The organism is Sphingopyxis sp. Geo48, from assembly GCF_949769155.1.
Classification (GTDB): Bacteria; Pseudomonadota; Alphaproteobacteria; order Sphingomonadales; family Sphingomonadaceae; genus Sphingopyxis.
In genome coordinates this window covers 43588-62616 of record NZ_CATKPA010000006.1, presented here as the reverse complement: position 1 = coordinate 62616, position 19029 = coordinate 43588, and the positions used below count along the sequence as shown (strand labels likewise).

General features: G+C 66.7%; 18 protein-coding genes. 7 read left to right on the top strand and 11 right to left on the bottom strand.

Annotation, left to right across the window (positions count from 1 at the left end):
• Positions 1-41 precede the first annotated feature (41 nt).
• Positions 42-1082 carry an alpha/beta fold hydrolase gene (locus QOL79_RS17025; protein WP_283420248.1) on the top strand — a complete coding sequence of 347 codons (1041 nt, stop codon included), beginning with the start codon at positions 42-44 and terminating at the stop codon, positions 1080-1082.
• On the opposite strand, the gene QOL79_RS17020 is transcribed toward QOL79_RS17025, so the two are convergent.
• The 6 genes from QOL79_RS17020 to QOL79_RS16995 form a co-directional block, all read right to left on the bottom strand.
• A complete protein-coding gene (locus tag QOL79_RS17020; protein ID WP_283420247.1) occupies positions 1036-1788 on the bottom strand; it encodes an alpha/beta fold hydrolase in 753 nt (250 codons plus the stop codon). The two genes, QOL79_RS17025 and QOL79_RS17020, sit on opposite strands and share 47 nt — an antisense overlap.
• A 46-nt stretch (positions 1789-1834) precedes the next feature.
• Positions 1835-2074 (bottom strand): hypothetical protein, encoded by a 240-nt coding sequence (locus tag QOL79_RS17015; RefSeq protein ID WP_058457611.1) that lies wholly within the window; start codon positions 2072-2074, stop codon positions 1835-1837.
• 636 nt (positions 2075-2710) lie between these two features.
• Positions 2711-3958 (bottom strand): N-succinylarginine dihydrolase, encoded by a 1248-nt coding sequence (locus tag QOL79_RS17010; RefSeq protein ID WP_283420246.1) that lies wholly within the window; start codon positions 3956-3958, stop codon positions 2711-2713.
• A gap of 3 nt (positions 3959-3961) precedes the next feature.
• Positions 3962-4963 (bottom strand): arginine N-succinyltransferase, encoded by a 1002-nt coding sequence (locus QOL79_RS17005; RefSeq protein ID WP_058457598.1) that lies wholly within the window; start codon positions 4961-4963, stop codon positions 3962-3964.
• Entirely contained in the window at positions 4960-6171 is a 1212-nt protein-coding gene (locus QOL79_RS17000) for a hydrolase (protein WP_283420245.1), read from the bottom strand. The genes QOL79_RS17005 and QOL79_RS17000 overlap by 4 nt, the downstream gene beginning before the upstream one ends.
• Before the next feature lie 52 nt (positions 6172-6223).
• Positions 6224-6907, bottom strand: a complete 684-nt coding sequence (locus tag QOL79_RS16995) for a spermidine synthase (protein ID WP_058457610.1) — start codon at positions 6905-6907, stop codon at positions 6224-6226.
• Between the two features lie 129 nt (positions 6908-7036).
• On the opposite strand from QOL79_RS16995, the gene QOL79_RS16990 reads away from it, so the two are divergent.
• The 5 genes from QOL79_RS16990 (at position 7037) to trhO (ending at position 13285) form a co-directional block, all read left to right on the top strand.
• On the top strand, positions 7037-9130 hold the full coding sequence (locus tag QOL79_RS16990) for a malate synthase G (RefSeq protein ID WP_283420244.1): 2094 nt from the start codon (positions 7037-7039) through the stop codon (positions 9128-9130).
• A 66-nt stretch (positions 9131-9196) separates the two neighbouring features.
• Positions 9197-9691, top strand: coding sequence for a hypothetical protein (locus QOL79_RS16985; RefSeq protein ID WP_058457595.1), 495 nt, complete (start codon positions 9197-9199; stop codon positions 9689-9691).
• A gap of 54 nt (positions 9692-9745) precedes the next feature.
• A complete protein-coding gene (locus tag QOL79_RS16980; RefSeq protein WP_058457594.1) occupies positions 9746-10369 on the top strand; it encodes a DJ-1/PfpI family protein in 624 nt (207 codons plus the stop codon).
• Between the two features lie 75 nt (positions 10370-10444).
• Complete coding sequence (locus tag QOL79_RS16975) at positions 10445-12445, top strand: GMC family oxidoreductase N-terminal domain-containing protein (protein ID WP_283420243.1); 2001 nt, start codon at positions 10445-10447, stop codon at positions 12443-12445.
• Positions 12446-12556: 111 nt separating this feature from the next.
• A complete protein-coding gene (gene trhO, locus QOL79_RS16970; RefSeq protein ID WP_349306427.1) occupies positions 12557-13285 on the top strand; it encodes an oxygen-dependent tRNA uridine(34) hydroxylase TrhO in 729 nt (242 codons plus the stop codon).
• 143 nt (positions 13286-13428) lie between these two features.
• Here trhO and QOL79_RS16965 read toward each other — a convergent pair whose 3' ends face one another.
• The 3 genes from QOL79_RS16965 to QOL79_RS16955 are packed head-to-tail and all read right to left on the bottom strand — an operon-like array spanning position 13429 to position 16384.
• Positions 13429-14739, bottom strand: coding sequence for a caspase family protein (locus QOL79_RS16965; protein WP_283420242.1), 1311 nt, complete (start codon positions 14737-14739; stop codon positions 13429-13431).
• 15 nt (positions 14740-14754) lie between these two features.
• A complete protein-coding gene (locus QOL79_RS16960) occupies positions 14755-15381 on the bottom strand; it encodes a class I SAM-dependent methyltransferase (RefSeq protein ID WP_283420241.1) in 627 nt (208 codons plus the stop codon).
• Positions 15374-16384 (bottom strand): SRPBCC family protein, encoded by a 1011-nt coding sequence (locus tag QOL79_RS16955; protein WP_283420240.1) that lies wholly within the window; start codon positions 16382-16384, stop codon positions 15374-15376. Before QOL79_RS16955 ends, QOL79_RS16960 begins: the two co-directional genes overlap by 8 nt.
• A gap of 99 nt (positions 16385-16483) precedes the next feature.
• Here QOL79_RS16955 and trxB point away from each other — a divergent pair, with 99 nt between their 5' ends.
• Complete coding sequence (gene trxB / locus QOL79_RS16950; protein ID WP_283420239.1) at positions 16484-17449, top strand: thioredoxin-disulfide reductase; 966 nt, start codon at positions 16484-16486, stop codon at positions 17447-17449.
• 100 nt (positions 17450-17549) lie between these two features.
• Here trxB and QOL79_RS16945 read toward each other — a convergent pair whose 3' ends face one another.
• Together QOL79_RS16945 and QOL79_RS16940 are read right to left on the bottom strand one after the other, a co-directional pair.
• Complete coding sequence (locus QOL79_RS16945) at positions 17550-18365, bottom strand: hydrolase 1, exosortase A system-associated (RefSeq protein ID WP_283420238.1); 816 nt, start codon at positions 18363-18365, stop codon at positions 17550-17552.
• The gene (locus QOL79_RS16940; protein WP_283420237.1) at positions 18350-19018 is read right to left on the bottom strand and encodes an alpha/beta hydrolase family protein; all 669 of its coding nucleotides are present in this window, start codon (positions 19016-19018) and stop codon (positions 18350-18352) included. The genes QOL79_RS16945 and QOL79_RS16940 overlap by 16 nt, the downstream gene beginning before the upstream one ends.
• Between the last annotated feature and the right edge of the window lie 11 nt (positions 19019-19029).

Here is a 19029-nt window from a genome sequence, read left to right as displayed (position 1 = left end):
CGGGCATCGGAGCTAGGGTCCGCATGCTCGGAGGGGGGCATATGCAGACGATCGACGAGGATGATTTCGAACCGTTGCCGCCGCGGCGTCCGCTGTTCCGTCGCAAGCGCGTCCTGATCCCGCTCGGCCTGCTGCTCGCGATCGTCGTCGCCTTCCTCGTTCTGCGTACCCCCGACACCGACCGCGATGCGATGATCGCCAAATATGGCGGGCCGGGCGCCGCCTTCGCTGCGGGGCCGGCGGGACAGCGCGTCCACTACCGCGATCAGGGCAAGCGCGACGGGCCGGTGCTGCTGCTGCTCCACGGCTCGAACGCCAGCCTTCAGACGTGGGAGCCGCTGGTGAAGCGGCTTGGAGGCACCTACCGCATCGTGACGCTCGACCTGCCGGGGCATGGGCTCACCGGCGCCACCCCCGACACCGATTACAGCGCCGACGGCATGATGGCGGCGGTCGACGTCGTGATGGCGAAGCTGGCGCTGGACCATTTCAGCGTCGGCGGCAATTCGATGGGCGGCTGGGTCGCATGGCGCTATGCGCTGGCGCGGCCCGAGCGGATCGACGCGCTACTGCTGATCGACGCCGCAGGAATGCCGCTGCGCAAGGGCGAAAAGGCGCCGCCGTCGAACGTCGGCTTCCGCGTCCTCCAATATCCCATCGGCCGCTGGCTCGCGACACAGATCACGCCGCGTTCGCTCGTCGAGGAATCGCTGCGCGGATCGATCGAGAAGCAGGACATCGTCGATGACGCGATGATCGATCGCTATTGGGAGTTGCTCCGCTTCCCCGGCAACCGCGAGGCGACGGTGCTGCGTGCGCGGATGGACCGCCAGCCCGCGATGGCGAGCCAGGTGAGCGCGATCACCGCGCCGACATTGATCCTGTTCGGCAAGAAGGACCGGCTGATCAACCCGACCGCCGCAGAGACCTTCCACGAACGCATCGCGGGGTCGGAGGTCGTGCTGCTGGACGGCATCGGTCATCTGCCGATGGAGGAAGCGCCCGACGAAACCGCCGCGGCGATCGACGATTTCCTCAAGCGGCGGCTTGTGCCGCGTCCGGCCGATCCAGAAACTCGCTGATCCGCGTCGCGATCTTCGCGGCGTGGGTGAAGGGGAAGAGGTGCGATCCCGGCACCACTTCCAGCACCGCACCGTCGATCAGGTCGGCGATCGCCTGCCCATGGCCCGCGGGGACGACGCCGTCGCGTTCGCCCATCAGGATGAGGACGGGCGTGTTCTTGAGGTGCGGCAGCATCGCCGCGCTCGTCCAGCCCGCCATCGCCATGGTCTGATAGGTGAGGCCCAGCGGGGTCGCGGTCGGCAGCTTCAGCCCGCTTGCGAGCATATCGTCGTCGAGCAGCGCCGCCCAGCCGATGCCGGGCGCGCCGACCGACGGCGTCGTCGCCATCAGGACCATCCGCCGGATACGGCCCGGAAACTGCACCGCGATTTGCTGGGCCAGCGCGCCGCCCCAACTGAATCCCGCAAGGTCGATCTGTGCTTGATCGAACCGGTCGGCGATCTCCATCACGATCGCCGCCATCGTCGGCGCGCTATAGGGCAGGATCGCGTCGGGCGACCCACCGACCCCCGGCATGTCGAGCGTCCACACCTCGCGGCCGTGAATCTGCGCGAGCAGCGGTGCGGCGGCGGCGATGTCGGCGCCGATGCCGTTGAGGAACAGCAGCGGCGTTCCGGACGCACCCGCCCGCCAGCGCGCGACGCGCAGCGTAAGGCCATAGACATGTTGGGTGCTGATTTCGGGACGCCCGCCGATCCTGCTCATGCGATCGGCCTTGGCACAAACTGGTGACGGACGAAAGTCCGCCGCCTCAATCGGCCACCTTCGCCGCCTCGGCCGCCTTTTCGTAGCGCAGGCAGTCGAAGATCTTCCCGCCGGCAAGGAAGACCGAGCCGGTGCAGGCGAGCAGCAGCAGCTTGCCGCCGACCCCCGGATAATGGTCGATATACGCCATGCCGCGTGCCATGGCGCCGACGGCAAGGGCATAAATGATCAGGCACGCTTCGAAGCGGGTCTTGATGACGAACAGGCGACCGATTTTTTTCAGCATCACCATCTCCCGAAGCAAGGGATGTGCCAGTGGCGCAAATCCTTGAGTCGGCGCGCCGGGCTTATGGTAAACTGTAAATTAACCCGACAGAGGAGGGAAGGGGCGGTTCGGATTGGAATGGGAAGCTGTCCTGCGTTCGTTCGTCATCGTGTCGAGGATTCCAAAGTTCAGGAAAGTTCAGCCCATTGCGACCTCGCCTTTGGACTGGAGGATTGCCGAGTGCATCCCGCACACCTTGCGGCGGTCGCATCCGCAAGCTGAGCCGCGACCGCTTTTATCCACCAGATGAAAGAGCCGGAATCAACGCTGGCATAGCCGGATAATGTAGGAAAGGGCCTATTTGCGGGTGATGGCGGCTTTGGGGTGGATTCCAGACATTCGTCACCCCGGACTTGATCCGGGGTCCACGACTTCAACGCCGCGCTGGATCCCGGATCAAGTCCGGGATGACGAAGAGGGGATGTCTAAATTGGGGTGGGGAGCGGTCGCCCCAAGCTCGTCATGCTGAACTTGTTTCAGCATCCATGACCGGGCCTTGCATCCGGCGCCGCGTCCAAGGAAACGGCAGACCATGGACCCTGAAACAAGTTCAGGGTGACGATGAAAGATAGGTCAGCTTCCGGTCGATACCTGCCCTCAGATCAATTCCTCCAGCCCCAGCGCCTCCAGCAACGCCGAACGCGCGCGCTGGACGTCACGGACCAGCGCCGTCGAGGCGAGGTTGCCGGGCGCGATTGCTTCGGGCCAATGCGCGGCGACGACGTCGGCGATCCGGTCGAGCTTCGCGGGGTCGGCCAGGAAGCGCGGGTCGACGGTCGACGGGTCGGCGACAACGCGCAGGCGCAGGCAGGCGGGGCCGCCGCCGTTCGCCATCGACTGGCGGACATCGACCGGCAGCAGGCGGCGGATCGGTCCGTTGCCCGCGACATGCGCCTCCAGCCAGGTCCAGACCGCGGGCGTCTCGCGCGCTTCGGTGGGGAGGACGAGCCCCATGCCGCCATCGGGCAGGCTGACGAGCTGGGCGTTGAACAGATAGGATTTGATCGCCTCGGGCAGGCTGACCGCGCCCGCGGGCACCTCGACGATCTCGACATCGGGGAAGGCGGCGCGGATTTGCGCGTGCGCGCCTTCGCGATCCTCGAAGGCGGTTTCGTGCGTGAACAGCACATGCTCGTTCGCGACCGCGACGACGTCGTTGTGGAAGGCGCCGCCCTGGATCGCGGTGTCCGACTGGCGGATGAACAGCGTGCGCGCCGGATCGAGCTTGTGCTTGCGCGCGATCGCCTTCGACGCGTCGATATGCTGGCGCGCGGGGAAGCGGCCGCCGCTCAACCCGTAAACGAAGATTTCGACGCCGGCCGATCCGTGCCCCGAACAGAGCCGCATATGGTTCGCCGCGCCCTCGTCGCCGAACGGCGCGGGAACCGGACCATGCACCGCGAACGCCGGATTGGCGAAGGCGATGCGCAGCTGCGCCAGCGTCCCCGGCCATTCATGGCTGCGGTGCGGCATGGTGACGAGGTTGGCGACGGTGAGGTGGCATTTGCCGTCGCCGCTATCGGGCGCGGGCGAGACGGTCGCGGCGTTCGCGGCCCACATCGACGAGGCTGACCACGCCTGCGCGCGCAGGTGCGGCTCGGCGGTATCGAGCGAGGTGCACAGCATTTCGAGCCACGGCGCGTCGGGCCGGTCGAGCGGCATGAAGAAGCCTTGGCGAAGCCCGAGCGCGATATTGTGGCGCATCTTCTCGATGCCCTGCAACGCCGCCGCACGCGGCTGCGACACATCGCCCGCGTTTGACGCCGATGCGATATTGCCGCGGCTGAGCCCCGCATAATTGTGCGTCGGGCCGATGATGCCGTCGAAATTGATTTCGGTGAGCATGGCTTACCTCCCGATCCAGCTGATCGGATCGCCGGCCCCGACCCCCAGCACCTCTGCCGCATGGGGATCGATCGTCCCACCCGCGCCGACCGTGCCGAAACAGCAGCGGAAATCGCGCAGCTGACCGGTCGCGATCAGCGCGTCCTCGCCGCCCTCGGCAATGCCGCTCACTTCGACATGCTTCGCATCGCGGATGCTCGCGACCTGATCGGTGCGCGCGGTCATCGTCGGGCCGCCGTCGAAAATGTCGACATAATTTTCGAAGGCGAAGCCCTCATTCTCCAGCATCCGCATCGCCGCACGTCCGGTCGGGTGCGGGACGCCGATCACCGCGCGCGCGGTTTCGGGCAGCATCGCGATATAGACGGGGTGTTTGGGCATCAGGTCGGCGATGAACTGGTTGCCATGGACCGCGTTGAACTGGTCCGCCTCCTGGAAACTCATCCCGAAGAATTTGCCCGCGACCCCGTCCCAGAAGGGCGATCCGCCCGCTTCGTCGATCACCCCGCGCAGCTCGGCGAGGATGCGGTCGCCGAAGCGCGCGCGGTGCCGTGCGATGAACAGATAGCGCGAGCGGGCGAGCAGCAGCCCGAGCCCGCCGGCGCGCGCCGCGGGGTGGAGGAACAGTCCGCCGACCTCGCTCGACCCGTTGAGGTCGTTGCTCAGCATCAGTACCTGCGCGTGGAAGGTGCGGCCGAGCTGTTCGCTATGCTTGCTGTCGGTGCCGATGCGATACGAATAAAAGGGCCAGCGCTGGCCAACCTGCCCGAAAATCTGGCAGGTGCCGCGCACCTCGCCGCTGTCCAGATCCTCGAGCACCATCAGGTACAGCTCGTCGGCCGGATATTCCTTTTCCGACGCGAATCCGGCCTCGGCGCGCTCCAGCTTCGCACGCAGCGCCTTCTTGTCGGGGGGGAGGTTGGTGAAGCCGCCTCCGGTCAGCTTCGCCATCTCGTAAATGCTCTGCAGGTCGCCCGGCTTGGCCGCCCGGATCACATAATTCACACCGTCCCCCGTTCCGCTATTCTCATCATGGTCAGCGCCGACAGCTGCGCGCGTTCGGCGAGGCTGTCGACGATCAGAAATTCGTCCGAGCTATGGATCGCGCCGCCGCGCGGGCCCATCGTGTCGACCACCGGCACGCCGCACGCAGCGATATTGTTGCCGTCGCAGACGCCGCCGGTCGCCTTCCAGCGGATCGGTGGCAGGCCGAGCGCCGCGCCGCAATCGCGCACCAGCTCGAACAAGCGCGTCGCGGCCGCGTCGAGCGGCTTAGGCGGGCGATTGAAATTGCCGTGGATATGGCAATGCACGTCATGCTCGCGGGAGACTGCGGCGACCGCGTCGCGGAGCGCGGCTTCAGCCGCCGCCATCGCCTCGGGAGTCGAAGGGCGCAGGTTGACGCGCAGGATCGCAGAATCGGGCACGACATTGTTCGGGCCGCCGCCGTCGATCTTCGCGGGATTGACCTTGAGGTCGGGCGATTTCAGCGCGTTCAGCCGCAGCGCCAGATCGGCGGCGGCGATCAGCGCGTTGCGTCCGTCCTCGGGGTTGCGCCCGGCATGCGCCGACTGGCCATGCACGATCACCGAGAAATTGCCGCTGCCGGGCCGCGCGCCGGCAAGGCCCCCGTCGGGCAATGCAGGCTCGTAGGTCAGCGCGGCGGTCTTGCCCTTCGCAAGCTCGGCGATCAGCGCGGCCGAGGCGTGGCTGCCCGTCTCCTCGTCGCTGTTGATCATCACGTCATAGCCGATACGTGGCGCGAACGGCGAGGTTTCGAGCGCCTTAAGCGCCGCAAGGATCACCGAAATGCCCGCCTTCATGTCGGCGGTGCCGGGGCCGTTGAGCACGCCGGGCTCGAGCCATCGAAGCGTCTGGAACGGATGATCGGCGGGAAATACCGTGTCCATGTGGCCGGTCAGCAGCAGTTGCACCGGCGCGTCGGGCCGGACGCGCAGATGCAGATGGTCGCCGCGCTGCGTGGTCTTGATATTGCCCGCGGCATCGACGCTTTCGACCGGGTCGGGTGCGACGAGGCGGACGTCGCCGGGTAGCGCCGCAAAAGCATCGGCAAGCTGGCCCGCCACGGTCCTGAGTCCCGCAAGGTTGCCGGTGCCGCTGTTCACGGCTGCCCATTGCTCGACCTGCGCGAGCATCGGCGCATCGGCGGCCCGCTCGATCGTCGCGTTTTCGGTGGCGGTGAGGCTGGTCATCGCATGGCTATAGCCAGCCGAACCGGGCTTTGCGACCCCTTGTCATTGCCGGTCAAAGGGCACGCGCGAACCAGATGATGTGCCGCGGCCCCTTGCCGTTGCTGCGCGCCCGCACGACGACTTCCTCGACCGCGAAGCCCGATTCTTTCAGGCGGCGTGAAAATTTGGCGTCGGGCGCGGCAGACCAGATCGCCAACAGTCCGCGGGGCCGCAGCGCGGCCTTCGCGCGCGCAAGTCCGCCCATCGAATAGATGCGGTCGTTGCTCTCGCGCGTCAGACCGTCGGGGCCGTTGTCGACGTCGAGCAATATCGCGTCGAACGATTGCGCCGCGCCGCCGATCACGCCCGACACATCGGTGATGCGCAGCTCGACGCGTGGGTCGTCGAGCGCCCCGGCGGTCAGCTCGGCCATCGGCCCACGCGCCCAGTCGATAATCTCTGGCACCAGTTCGGCGACGGTGACGCGCGCGTCCGGGCCGAGCCGCGCCAGGGCCGCGCGCAGCGTAAAGCCCATGCCATAGCCGCCGATGAGCAGGTGCGGGGCCCCACCCTTTTCGGCGTCGCCGCGCAGCCGGTCGCAGCTCATTTCGGCAAGTGCTTCCTCGGAGCCGCTCATCCGGGTGCTCATCAGGTCGTTGCCATCGAGCGCGATCGTGAAATCCTTACCGCGCCGATAGAGATGGAGCGCGTCGCCGCCGGGGACGGGCGCTGTGCCGAGATGTTCGCGCGGTATCATGCCGGGGGCTATAGCGGTCGGCGCGGGTATTGGCACCCCATTGCCAAGCTGCCGCATTCGCGGCATAGGGCGGCGGCCCTTTCCTCCCCGGATTCCATTGCGCGATCGCGCTGACCAAAGGGTGCTTGAATGACTGATTTTCTCGACCGAAATGGCCTCTCTGTCGATTCGCGTCTGGTCGATTTCATCGAGACGAAGGCGCTGCCCGGCACCGGGCTCGATAGCGCCAAGTTCTGGCGCGATTTCGCGGATCTGCTCGGCCGGTTCGCGCCCGAGAATGCTGCGCTGCTCGCAAAGCGCGAGGATCTGCAGGCGAAGATCGACGCCTGGCACCGCGCGCGGGAAGGGCAGACGCACGACGCCGCCGCCTATCAGGCATTCCTGCGCGAGATCGGTTATCTCGTCCCCGAACCCGCGCCGTTCAAGGTCGGGACCGCCGACGTCGATCCCGAGATCGCGACGATGGCGGGGCCGCAGCTCGTCGTGCCCGCGCTCAACGCCCGCTTCGCCTTGAACGCCGCCAATGCGCGCTGGGGCAGCCTCTACGACGCCTTTTATGGCACCGACGCGCTCGACGCGGCGCCGGCGAAGCCGGGCGGGTATGACGCGACGCGCGGCGCGGCTGTGATCGCGCGCGCCAAGGCGTTTCTCGACGAGACCGTGCCGCTCGCATCGGGAAGCTGGGCCGAGTGGCAGGGCGGCCAGCTCACGCTGGCCGATCCGTCGCAATGGGTGGGCAGCAAGCCCGGCGGGATATTGCTTTGCCACAACGGCCTGCACATCGAGCTGGTGATCGATGAAGGCAGCGCGATCGGCAGGACCGACCCGGCGGGCATTGCCGATGTCATCCTCGAAGCCGCGCTGACGACGATCATCGACCTCGAAGACAGCGTTGCCGCAGTCGATGGTGAGGACAAAGTGCTCGGCTATACCAACTGGCTCGGCCTCATGCGCGGCGATCTCACCGAAAGCTTCGCCAAGGGTGGCAGCACCGTCACCCGCGCGATGGAGCCCGACCGCAGCTGGACCGCGCCCGATGGTACGGCGTTCACACTGCCGGGCCGCAGCGTGATGTTCGTGCGTAACGTCGGCCATCTGATGACGACGCCGATGATCCGCCTGCCGAACGGCGCCGAAGCGCCCGAGGGGCTGTGTGACGCGGTGATCACGAGCCTCTGCGCGCTCCACGATCTGCACAACCTCGGCAGCCGCAAGAACAGCCGCGCGGGCAGCATCTATATCGTCAAGCCCAAGCAGCACGGGCCCGAGGAATGCGGCTTTACGAACCGCCTGTTCGATGCGGTCGAGGATATGCTCGGCCTCGATGGCCACACGATCAAGGTCGGCGTGATGGACGAGGAACGTCGCACGAGCGCGAATCTCGCCGCGTGCATCGAGGCGGTGCGCGACCGCATCGTCTTCATCAACACCGGCTTCCTCGACCGCACCGGCGACGAAATCCACACCTCGATGCGTGCGGGACCGATGATCCCGAAGGGTGAGATGAAGGCGAGCGACTGGATCGCGTCCTACGAGGACCGCAACGTCCGCATCGGCCTTGCCTGCGGGCTTTCGGGCAAAGCGCAGATCGGCAAGGGCATGTGGGCGATGCCCGACCTCATGAAAGCGATGCTCGACGCGAAGATCGGTCACCCCAAATCGGGGGCGAACACTGCGTGGGTGCCGTCGCCGACCGCCGCGACGCTGCACGCGCTTCACTATCATATGGTCGATGTGTTCGCCCGCCAGCGCGAGATCGCGGGCGAGGCGGTGCCGTCGCTCGATCGGCTGCTGAACATTCCCGTCGCCACCGGGCGCAACTGGAGCGAGGCCGAGATCGCGCGCGAGCTCGACAATAATTGCCAGGGCATATTGGGCTATGTCGTGCGCTGGATCGATCAGGGTGTCGGCTGCTCGAAGGTGCCCGATATCGACGATATCGGCCTGATGGAGGACCGCGCAACGCTCCGTATTTCCAGCCAGGCGCTCGCCAACTGGCTGCTCCACGGTGTCTGCAGCGAAGCGCAGATCGATGCCGCGCTGGCGCGCATGGCGGCCAAGGTCGATGCACAGAATGCGGGCGATCCGCTGTACGAAAAGCTGACGCCCGACGGTATTGCGTACCGCGCCGCGCGCGCGCTGATCTTCGAGGGCGTGGCGCAGCCGTCGGGCTATACCGAGCCGTTGCTTCACAAATATCGGCAAGAGAAGAAGGCGGCCTGATCGAAAGCCGGTTGCCCGCCCGATCGGCGGCATGTAGAACATAGGTGGAACAAAAGGGAGTCCGCCATGTCCGCTGCCGTCGATGATGCCTATCGCCACTATGCCAAGGTCGGCAGGTTTGCGGGTCTGCGCGAAGCCGGCGGCGCGGCTCTCAAACTCTACCATCTGACCGCACCCGATGCGCCCGTTCCCGACGGCGTCGCGCGCCTGTGCGACGACTGGTTCGGCGGTAAGGCAGATGCGGCGGTCGAACCCGGCGATTGCGGCTTCGTGCTGCTCCATCGCTGCGGCGCCGATTTCTATTTCCTGCTCGTCTCGGTCTGGCGCGGGTCGAACGAGTTGTGGGAGGCGGTGTGGTATCGCCATGGCGACATGTCCGCCTTTGCGCCGTTCGATCCTGCCTATCCCGACGCGGCGGGGACGGTGCGGCCGACCTTTTGCGTCTGGGAGTTCGGAATCGTTGCGCACGAGGCGCTGGCCTGGGGCCGCTATCTCGCGTCGCCGCGCGACGCCGCCGCGCTCGCCGCATGGCGCGCCGACATATTTTCCGGAACCGTGTAGCGGCTGGCGCTGGAAAAGGCCGGGTCCTCGCCTATCTTGGCGGCGGAGAATGATATGCAGATCGCGGTCCTGACCTTCGACGGCTTCAACGAACTCGACTCCTTCGTCGCGGCCGCCATCCTCAATCGCCTGCGCCCGCGCGGCTGGGCGGCGCATATCACCGCGCCGAGTGCCGAGGTGACGTCGATGAACGGCGTGACCGTGGCGCGGCAGAAGCCGATCGCGTTCGCCGCCGAGGCCGACGCGGTGATCATCGGCAGCGGAACTCGTACCCGCGACTATGCCGCCGACCCCGAATTTCTCGACGCCATCCGCCTCGACCCCGCGCGCCAGCTGGTCGGGGCGCAATGTTCGGGAACGCTGTTGCTGGCGAAGCTCGGCCTGATCGGCGATCTGCCCGCCTGCACCGACCTGACCACCAAGCCCTGGGTGATCGAGGCCGGGGTCGAGGTGATCGACGCACCGTTCGTCGCGCACGGCAATGTCGCGACCGCGGGCGGCTGCCTTGCCTCGCAATATCTCGCGGCGTGGATGATCGCGCGGCTGGCTGGCGTCGAGGCGGTCGAGGAGGCGCTTCACTATGTCGCGCCGGTCGGCCAAAAGCGTCTCTATGTCGAACAGGCGATGGCGGCGGTGCGGCCGTTCCTGTCCGAAACGGTTGCGACGGCCGCCGCCTGAGCGCGATATAGGCTTGCCTTTCGGGCGCGGAGCCCGGACACAGACGCCTGCTCAGCAGGGGGGGGGGAAGGGCTTGTGGCCGCACCGTTCAATTTCGGGCAACTCAAATTCCTGAAGGCGCTGACCGAGGCGCTGTTCCATGGCGCCGAGATGAAAATCACGCCCGATCAGGTCGTCGCCAACATCAGCAGCCTGTTCGGCAAGGTCGGCGGGACCAAGCTCGACGAGATCCGCCTCTCGCTCACCGGGACCGAGATCGTGCTGGGGCCGATGTTCGCCGAGGTCGGCGTCGCAACGCGCGTCGAGCGGATCCGGAACCGCCTGCAGAACAGCCAGATCGACCTTTTCCAGGACATGGCGCGGCTGCGCGGTATCGTTTACGCCTGCTATTATGGTCACTGGATGCCGGGCGATCAGGATGCCAACCTGAATAACCCCGTCCACAAGCAGATCGGCTTCACCCTGCCGAAGCATCGCGTTCGCGGACCCGGCGAGCTGGAAATCAAGCGCGTCGAAGGCCGCGAGATCGACGATGCCTTTATATTGGATGCGGCGACGCTCGGCGATGAATATGACGTGATCGTCGTCGGTTCGGGCGCGGGCGGGTCGGTCGCCGCCTACAATGTCGCGGCGCGGGGCTATAAGGTGCTGATTGTCGAAGCGGGGCCCTTCTACCCCTCGCCGCGGATCGATCACCACGAACTCGACATGGTCGCGAACCTGTTCAAGCATGGCGCGCTCCAGACCTCGACCGATCGCGATTTCGTGGTGTTTCAGGGGCGCTGCGTCGGTGGGTCGTCGACGGTCAACAACGGTATCTGCCTGCGCGTCAATGAACCCGGGCGCACGCATCCCGACGCGGTCGATGTCCTCGACAAATGGGCCAGCATCGGCGCGCCGGTCGACAAGGCGGCGTTTCATGCGAGCTACGACGCGATCAGGGGGCGCCTCGGCATCGACACGGCCGAGCCGCGCAGCGGACGGCACAACGGGCCGCACCTGACGAACGGCTGGCACGCCTATGCCGCGACCTCGTCGGACCCCAGGGAAAAGCGCGCGGTCGCCGACTGGTTCGCGAAGAATTTCGGGCCGCCGAACACGCCCAATGCCTGCGCCTATTGCGGTTATTGCAACGCGGGCTGTCCCTATGGGCGGCGGATGGGGATGGCGCAGACCTATCTGCCCGATGCGTGCCGCGACCATGGCGCGCGCATCCTGCCGGGGACGAAGGCCGAGCGCATCGTCTGGCAGACGAGCATCGACGGACGCCGCGAGGCCGAGGCGGTGAAGCTGGTGCTGCCGGGCGGGTCCGAACGGCTCGTCCGCGCGCGCGTCGGGGTGGTCGTCGCCGCGGGGACGATCGCGTCGTCGAAATTCCTCGATCGCAGCGACATCAGCGGCACCGGTTATCAGGTGTCGCTCAACATCGCGTCGCCCGTCGTCGCGCTGATGCCGCCGGGCGTCGGCGGCAATGCGTGGGACGAGGACCAGATGACGAGCTATGTCGACTGCGGCGACTTCCTGCTCGAAAGCCATTTCCAGCCGCCGATGGCGATGGCGTCGCTGATGCCCGGCTGGTTCGGTGATCATGCGGCGCGGATGAAGAATTTCGGTCGCGTCCATTCGGCGGGCATCCTCTTTCCCGCCGACCGGCGCGGGCGGGTGACGGACGGCAAGCTCAAGTTCAAGCTGGATAAGGACGAAGACCTGCCGCTGCTCCGCCGCGCGATGGCGACGCTGACCAAGGTGCATTTCGCCGCGGGGGCGCTCGAATGCTATCCGGCGCTCACCAAAGGCCAGGTGGTGACACCCGACATGGATATCGACGATTTCTTCGAGGATGCGATCCGCGAAGCCGACGATGCGACGCTGTCGAGCAGCCACCCGCATGGGGGCAATGCGATCAACGAAGACCCGCAATATGGCGTCGTCGATCCCGAATGCCGCGTCCACGGGACGACCAATGTGCTGGTGACCGACGCCAGCGTCTTCCCGACCTGCATCCGCGTCAACGCGCAATGGACCACGATGGCGATGGCGCATTATGCGACCGCGCGGAGCGATCCCTTTCGGTAGGCGACCTAACACTATCCGTTCGTGTCGAGCGACGTCGAGACACCGTGAGGCCATGCGCCAACGATAGGCATCTCGACTTCGCTCGATGCGAGCGGGTAAGGGGAGCGCCCTATGACCTTCACCGTCGCCGCCTTCTATCGTTTCGCGCCGTTCGACGATCCCGCCGCGCTGCGCCAGCCGCTGCTCGACCTTTGCGCCGCGCGGGGGGTAAAGGGCACGCTGCTGCTCGCGCGCGAGGGCGTCAACGGCACGATCGCGGGCAGCGAAGCCGGCATCGCGGCGGTGATCGCCCATATCCGCGCGCTGCCCGGTTGCGCCGAACTCGACGTCAAATATTCGGCCGCCGCGGCGATGCCCTTCCAGCGGCTGAAGGTGCGGCTGAAGAAGGAAATCGTGACGATGAAAGTGCCCGGGGTCGACCCGGCGCGCGACGCCGGAACCTATATCGACCCTGCCGACTGGAACGCGGTCGTCGACGATCCGGGCACCGTGGTGATCGACACGCGCAATGCGTTCGAGGTCGGCTATGGCAGCTTCGACGGCGCGATCGATCCGGGGACCAAAAGCTTCGGCGATTTCCCCGACTGGTGGCGCGCCAACGCCGAGCGTTTCGCGGGCAAGCGCATCGCGATGTTCTGCACCGGCGGCATCCGCTGCGAGAAATCGACCGCTTTCCTGCGCAGCGAAGGCGTCGAGGACGTCGCGCACCTGAAGGGCGGAATTCTCGCCTATCTCGAGCAAGTGCCCGAAGCCGACAGCCGCTGGCACGGCAGTTGCTTCGTCTTCGACGAGCGCGTCAGCGTCGGCCACGGGCTGGTCGAGGTCGGCGAGAAGGAATAGCGCGGACCTTATGTCCTGGCCGCTTTGGCTGGACTCCAGGCCTTCGTCATCCCGGACTTGATCCGGGATCCACAGCAGCGCTCAAGTCATGGACCCCGGATCAAGTCCGGGGCGACGAAATATTGAATGTCCGCAACCGGCCGTCACCCCACCGTCAGCGTATAGGTCACGCGGTAGTCGCTGGCGTCGCCGTCCAGCGTCCGGGTGAAGGTGCCGGGCGTCGAACCCAGGTCGACGGTGCCGATATTGTCGCTGCCGCCGATGTCGTCGAATTCGCGGAGCTGAAAGCTCACCGGCTGTTCGAAGGTGAAATTCCGGTCGACGACCCAGCTCTCGCCCTTCTTGATCGAGAAAATCTCGCGCGACCCCTCGGGGAAACGCTCGCCGGTGTTGAAGCGCAGGAACAACTGGTCGGGCAGGCCGAGCCCGAGCCGCCCGGTCAGCTTCACCGCCTCGACGCGGATGTTCGAGAGCGTGTATTTCTTCGTCGCCGGAAGCGCCGCCGTCACCAGGGATTTTGCGGCGACCGGCGTGGCCCTGGGATTTTTCGCGAGGCGCGCGACGCTCTCGCCGGCCTGCGCCGCATATTTGCCCGACGGAAATTCGGCAAGATAGGCCTTAAACGCGCTGGCGCTGTTCTCGGCGACCGCGCCCTTCCACATCAGCTCTTCGAGCGCGGCGCGATTTCCTGTGGAAGCCTGACCCGCGCGCGGGACCAGATAGAAGGGCGTGCCGGTAATGCTGGCGCTGACGAACGGCCGCTGCCGGCCGCCGGTTGCGGCCAGCACATCGTCGCGGATCGCGCCGCCAAGCAATTGCACCGGCAGGTCGGGCTGCGGCAGGCGCTTCGCGAGCGAAGTCGCGAAGGGCGAGTTGCCGGCGGTGCCGTCGGCGGCGAGCTGGCCCGGCGCGGCGGCAAAGATCACGAGCACATCGTCGGCCTCGACGCCGGCGAGCCCCGTCTGCACCGCGCGCGTCCCCGATTTCCATGTGCGCCCGAAGGGGTTGTTGCGGCACGAATCGAGGATGACGATGCGGATCCGCGCGCCCGACACCGCTTCCATCATCCGGTCGAGGTTGATCGCCTCATAGGGCAGGTCGAGGTCGGATTTGAGCTGCGCGTCGGTCGGGATCAGCCAGTTCTTTCCCTGCGCCTCGATCCCGTGCCCGGCATAATAGACCATGGCGATCTCGGCCCCTTCGGCCTTGGTGCGAAAGTCGCGCATGACTTTCTGGAAATCGTTGACCGAAAGATTGGCCGCGACGGTCACATCGTCGAACCCCGCCTGCTTCGCCGACGCCGCGACCAGCTTGATGTCGTTCGGCGGGTTCGCGAGGCGGCTGGTGTTCGCATAATCGCCGTTGCCGATGACCAGCGCGACCTTTCGCGCCTCGGCGCCGGTCGGCGCGACCAGAAAGGCGGCGGAGAGAATGAAGAGCCACAAACGGATCATCGCGCTATCCTCCCGTCACGACGCGACGCGCGCGGCGCCATATTCGACCCAGCCAAAGGGGCGGGGCGTCTTGGGCATATAGGCCGCGCCCTGTCGGTCCACCGAAAAGCCGGCCTGTTCATACGCCTGCGATATCGGGCGGGTCAGGTGGCAATTGCCGCCGATGCGTTTCCACACCGGCTCGATCCGCCGCTGCCATTTGGCGACGCCGGCGTCGGGGGCGCCGCCATGCTCCAAGAACAGCGCTGTTCCGCCAGGTTTCAGCACGCGGCGGATTTCGCCGAGCACCGCCGCCTGATCGGCGACCGAGCAGAGGGTGAAGGTCGTCACCACCGTGTCGAAGCGCCCGCTCTCGAACGGCATCGCCTCGCCGATCCCGCCCTGGATGTCGGCTATCATCCCGCGCGCCGCCGCCGCCGCGCGGCTCATCGCGAGCAGTTCGGGCGAGGGATCGAGCCCGGTGAAGCTCGTCACCCGCGCGGGCTCGTAAAATTCCATGTTGATCCCGCCGCCGCAGCCGAGCTCGAGCACATCGCCCTGCGCGTGCGGCACGACCTTGCTCCGCGCCTTCATGATCTGCCCCTGCGAGCAGGCGCATTTGATCAGCCGCGGCACCCCATGACGTTCCCACCAGCTATTCATGGTCCTTCTCCTGGGCGATCCGGCCGGCGACGATGGCGAGCACATTATTCTGGATGTCGCCCAAAATCATCTCCCCCCACATCGCCGCATAGGCGTTGAGCGGCGTCGCGGCGCGATAGCGCGTCCACAACCGGATTTTCGTCCCGCCGTCTTGCATGGGAATCAGGTCATAACCCCCACTTTCGATCCAGAGATGGCGGCCGTGCGGGTCGATATGTTCGTCGGTGCGCAGGCGGATCGACGCGTCGGGAAATGAAAAACGCCATTGCAGCGCGCGATCGGGTTGCCAGCGCGTCACGATTTCCTGGAACCGCACCCCGCCCTCCCATTCTGCGTCGCGGACGGCACCTTCGCCCCGGCCGGTCAGCTTGGCGCCGGTTGGGCGGGGCAGGCCAAGAAGGCTCTGACTGAACGTCCAGACACCTTCAGCCGCGCCGATGTCGGGAATTGCAAGCAATTGCGGCCAGACCGCTTCCGGCGGCGCAGCGACGCTGATTTCACGAACGACCTGATAGCGAGCGGTCGGCGGCGCGACATGCTGATCGACGACCAAGGAAAGCAGCGGCAACAGCAAGAGCGCATTCGCACGAAAGATGCTGGAATCCACGCCATTGCTCTGTTTGCGATACTGATAGACCGGCCAGACGCCCAGCATTCCGAATAGAAGCCAAAGCGGCAACAGCATCAGGATGCAGACGATTCCTTCGCGAAATGCAACGGCGCCGATGACGGCGACGCCCACGCTCAACCAGACGGGCACGAGGGCGAAGGTGGAGCGCGGCCAGTTGCGTCCCATGCTGCCCACCCATGCGACGAAGGCCGACAGTGCGGCGGGCAGGATGACGAGAACCGTGTAGCCGATGGCCCCGGCGGTGCCCGCGGCGGCGGCGGTGTAGGAGCCAACGGCGACCGCGAAGGCAATCGCCAAGGCGGTTATCAGCACCCAGCGGTCGGGCCGCCTGCCCGCTCCCTCTCGCTGCTCGGATGAAATGTCCTTTTCCATGCTCCCCCTTGGCGCGGAAACTGACCCTTGCTAGCGCGGTTGGCAACACCCATCTGTGCGATCCCGCACAGGATTCGCCTCCGGACCCGAAAGACGATCATGCCCGCCACGCACCACACCAAAATGCTCATTCTCGGCTCCGGCCCTGCCGGCTTGTCGGCCGCCATTTACGCGGCGCGCGCGGGGATGAAGCCGATCGTCGTGCAGGGGCTGCAGCCCGGCGGTCAGCTGACGATCACCACCGACGTCGAGAACTATCCGGGCTTTGCCGAAGTGATCCAGGGCCCATGGCTGATGGAGCAGATGACCGCGCAGGCGACGCATGTCGGGACAGCCATGATCTGGGACACGATCGTCGACGTCGACCTGTCGCAGCGCCCGTTCAGGCTGACCGGCGACGGCGGCGATATCTATCTCGCGGAAACGCTCGTGATCGCGACCGGCGCGCAGGCTAAATGGCTGGGCGTCGAGGGTGAGCAGGAACTGGGCGGCAAGGGCGTCTCGGCCTGCGCGACGTGCGACGGCTTCTTCTATCGCGGCAAGAAGGTCGTCGTCATCGGCGGCGGCAACACCGCGGTCGAGGAAGCCCTTTATCTCACCAACCACAGCAACGATGTGACCCTGATCCACCGCCGCGACCACCTTCGCGCCGAGAAGATCCTGCAGGATCGCCTGTTCGCCAACCCGAAGATCAAGGTGCTGTGGAACAAGCGCGTCGACCGCTTTGTTTCGGGCGAGGGGGTGTCGGGTCTGGTCGGCGTCGACCTGATCGACACCGTCACCGGCGCGGCGAGCCACGAGCCGACCGACGGCGGCTTCGTCGCGATCGGCCACAGCCCGTCGACCGAGCTGTTCAAGGGCAAGCTGCCGCTCGACGACGACGGCTATCTGCAGGTGACGCCCGGCACGTCGTTGACCTCGATCCCCGGGGTCTTCGCTGCGGGCGACGTCACCGACAAGGTCTATCGTCAGGCGGTGACCGCCGCGGGCATGGGCTGCATGGCGGCGCTCGACGCCGAACGGTTTTTGGCCGAGGCCGAATATCACGCGATGGTGGATGCGTAGGCCGCGCGGCGGGTAACGACCGCAGGTGGACATTGACGGAATGGCTCTCTCCCCCGAAGGGGAGAGGGCTTTTGGTCCGCTCCCCAACCCGATGCTGCCGTCAGGCCAGCGCTTTCAATATCCGAGCAAAGAGCCAGTCGGCATCCTTGCCGGCAAAGCTGTGTGACGGGCTGGCGAGCTTTTCGACTCCGACGGTTGACGGGTTCGCCTCGATGGAGGCGAGTGACGGCGCCAGCGCGTCCATAAAGGCTTGCGCGGTGCGGTCGCCGGTAGCGAGCAGGATCGTTGCGGGGCAGGGCAGCTTGGCGATGTTGCTGGCGAGCCGGTCGGCGAGGCTGTCGGGTGCGGGCGGCTGCGGCGCCTGTTTCAGGGCGGAGAGGCCGCGAAACAATTTCCCTATGTCGATCTCGCCCTTCAGCAGGCGCAGCAGGCTTTTCGGATCTTTCAGCCGCGCCAGATAGCGCGCGCGGATCGCCGAAGCGGGCGGCAGCGCGGGTTCGCCGGCGTCCTCCTCGCCGTCTTCATAGGTCCACGGATTGGCAAGGATCAGGGCGTCCAGCGCCAGCGGCTGGTGCAGCAAGAGCGCGCTCGCCGCATCGCAATTGCCGAACGCGACAATGCGCGTCACATGGGGTGCGGCCTCGCGAAACGCCGCGATCGCGGCGGCGATGTCGGGCGCGCTGCTTGCATAGCCGCCGTTGTTCCCCTCGCTGTCGCCGATTCCGCGCCGGTCGAAGCGGAACACCGGATGCCCTACCGCCGCGATCCGCTGCGCCAGCATCGCCATGCCGCGATGCGCGCCGCTCCGTACCTCATTACCGCCCGAGACGATCAGCAGGCCGGTCGTGCCCGGCGCCTTGTCGATGGTCGCGGCGAGCGCTGCCCCTTCGCAGGCGAAACTCAGCTGATGCCGCATGTCTTGCTCCACGCGGCGACGTCGGCGGCGATCGCAGCCGCCATCGCCGCATCTTCGCCGGGCTCGGCGCGCAGCCACAGCGGCGTTCCCGCGACGCCGTCGGGGCCAAGGCCGATCGCGCGCAGCGGCGTGACCGGCTGCGCTTCGGCGGCGCCGAGCTGGGCGACCATCGCGGGCGACAGCGCATTGCCCGCGAGCAGCAGCGGCGCGTCCCTTGCCGCCGCCTGCAAGCTTTCCAGCGACGATTCGATCCCCGCCTCGCGATCCGCAGTCACGCGCGCGCGCAGCATCGTGCGCAGCAGCGACGCGCCGCCGACGGGGGCAAGCCGCCACCAGGCGACGGCCTCCGCGCGATGATCGATCAGCGCGCCGCCGCGAATCGAGGCGATCGCGACCGGTCCGTCGATTCCGGCCGCGACCTCCGCCAGCGCATCCCGCCAGCGTTCGAGATCGACGTCTTCCAGCGCGACCAGGCTTTCATTCTGGCCGGGGAGATCGGGCAGCACCGCCGCATATCCCTCCGCTGCCAGCGCGCGCATCGCGAGCGCTAGCGTCCGTCGCAGGCGGTTCGCCTCGTCAAACAGCGGCGGCACGAACAGGATGGTGGCACGGCTCGCGCCGGACGGAGCGATGCGGAACAGATGCTCTGCCATGCCCCCCGCGC

What these genes read in the sequence shown, in the direction of transcription:
- QOL79_RS17025 (WP_283420248.1), top strand. Translation starts at nt 42, where the DNA reads ATGCAGACGATCGACGAGGATGATTTCGAACCGTTGCCGCCGCGGCGT.
- QOL79_RS17020 (WP_283420247.1), bottom strand. Translation starts at nt 1,788, where the DNA reads ATGAGCAGGATCGGCGGGCGTCCCGAAATCAGCACCCAACATGTCTAT.
- QOL79_RS17015 (WP_058457611.1), bottom strand. Translation starts at nt 2,074, where the DNA reads ATGCTGAAAAAAATCGGTCGCCTGTTCGTCATCAAGACCCGCTTCGAA.
- QOL79_RS17010 (WP_283420246.1), bottom strand. Translation starts at nt 3,958, where the DNA reads ATGCTCACCGAAATCAATTTCGACGGCATCATCGGCCCGACGCACAAT.
- QOL79_RS17000 (WP_283420245.1), bottom strand. Translation starts at nt 6,171, where the DNA reads ATGACCAGCCTCACCGCCACCGAAAACGCGACGATCGAGCGGGCCGCC.
- QOL79_RS16995 (WP_058457610.1), bottom strand. Translation starts at nt 6,907, where the DNA reads ATGATACCGCGCGAACATCTCGGCACAGCGCCCGTCCCCGGCGGCGAC.
- QOL79_RS16990 (WP_283420244.1), top strand. Translation starts at nt 7,037, where the DNA reads ATGACTGATTTTCTCGACCGAAATGGCCTCTCTGTCGATTCGCGTCTG.
- QOL79_RS16985 (WP_058457595.1), top strand. Translation starts at nt 9,197, where the DNA reads ATGTCCGCTGCCGTCGATGATGCCTATCGCCACTATGCCAAGGTCGGC.
- QOL79_RS16980 (WP_058457594.1), top strand. Translation starts at nt 9,746, where the DNA reads ATGCAGATCGCGGTCCTGACCTTCGACGGCTTCAACGAACTCGACTCC.
- trhO (WP_349306427.1), top strand. Translation starts at nt 12,557, where the DNA reads ATGACCTTCACCGTCGCCGCCTTCTATCGTTTCGCGCCGTTCGACGAT.
- QOL79_RS16965 (WP_283420242.1), bottom strand. Translation starts at nt 14,739, where the DNA reads ATGATCCGTTTGTGGCTCTTCATTCTCTCCGCCGCCTTTCTGGTCGCG.
- QOL79_RS16960 (WP_283420241.1), bottom strand. Translation starts at nt 15,381, where the DNA reads ATGAATAGCTGGTGGGAACGTCATGGGGTGCCGCGGCTGATCAAATGC.
- QOL79_RS16955 (WP_283420240.1), bottom strand. Translation starts at nt 16,384, where the DNA reads ATGGAAAAGGACATTTCATCCGAGCAGCGAGAGGGAGCGGGCAGGCGG.
- trxB (WP_283420239.1), top strand. Translation starts at nt 16,484, where the DNA reads ATGCCCGCCACGCACCACACCAAAATGCTCATTCTCGGCTCCGGCCCT.
- QOL79_RS16945 (WP_283420238.1), bottom strand. Translation starts at nt 18,365, where the DNA reads ATGCGGCATCAGCTGAGTTTCGCCTGCGAAGGGGCAGCGCTCGCCGCG.
- QOL79_RS16940 (WP_283420237.1), bottom strand. Translation starts at nt 19,018, where the DNA reads ATGGCAGAGCATCTGTTCCGCATCGCTCCGTCCGGCGCGAGCCGTGCC.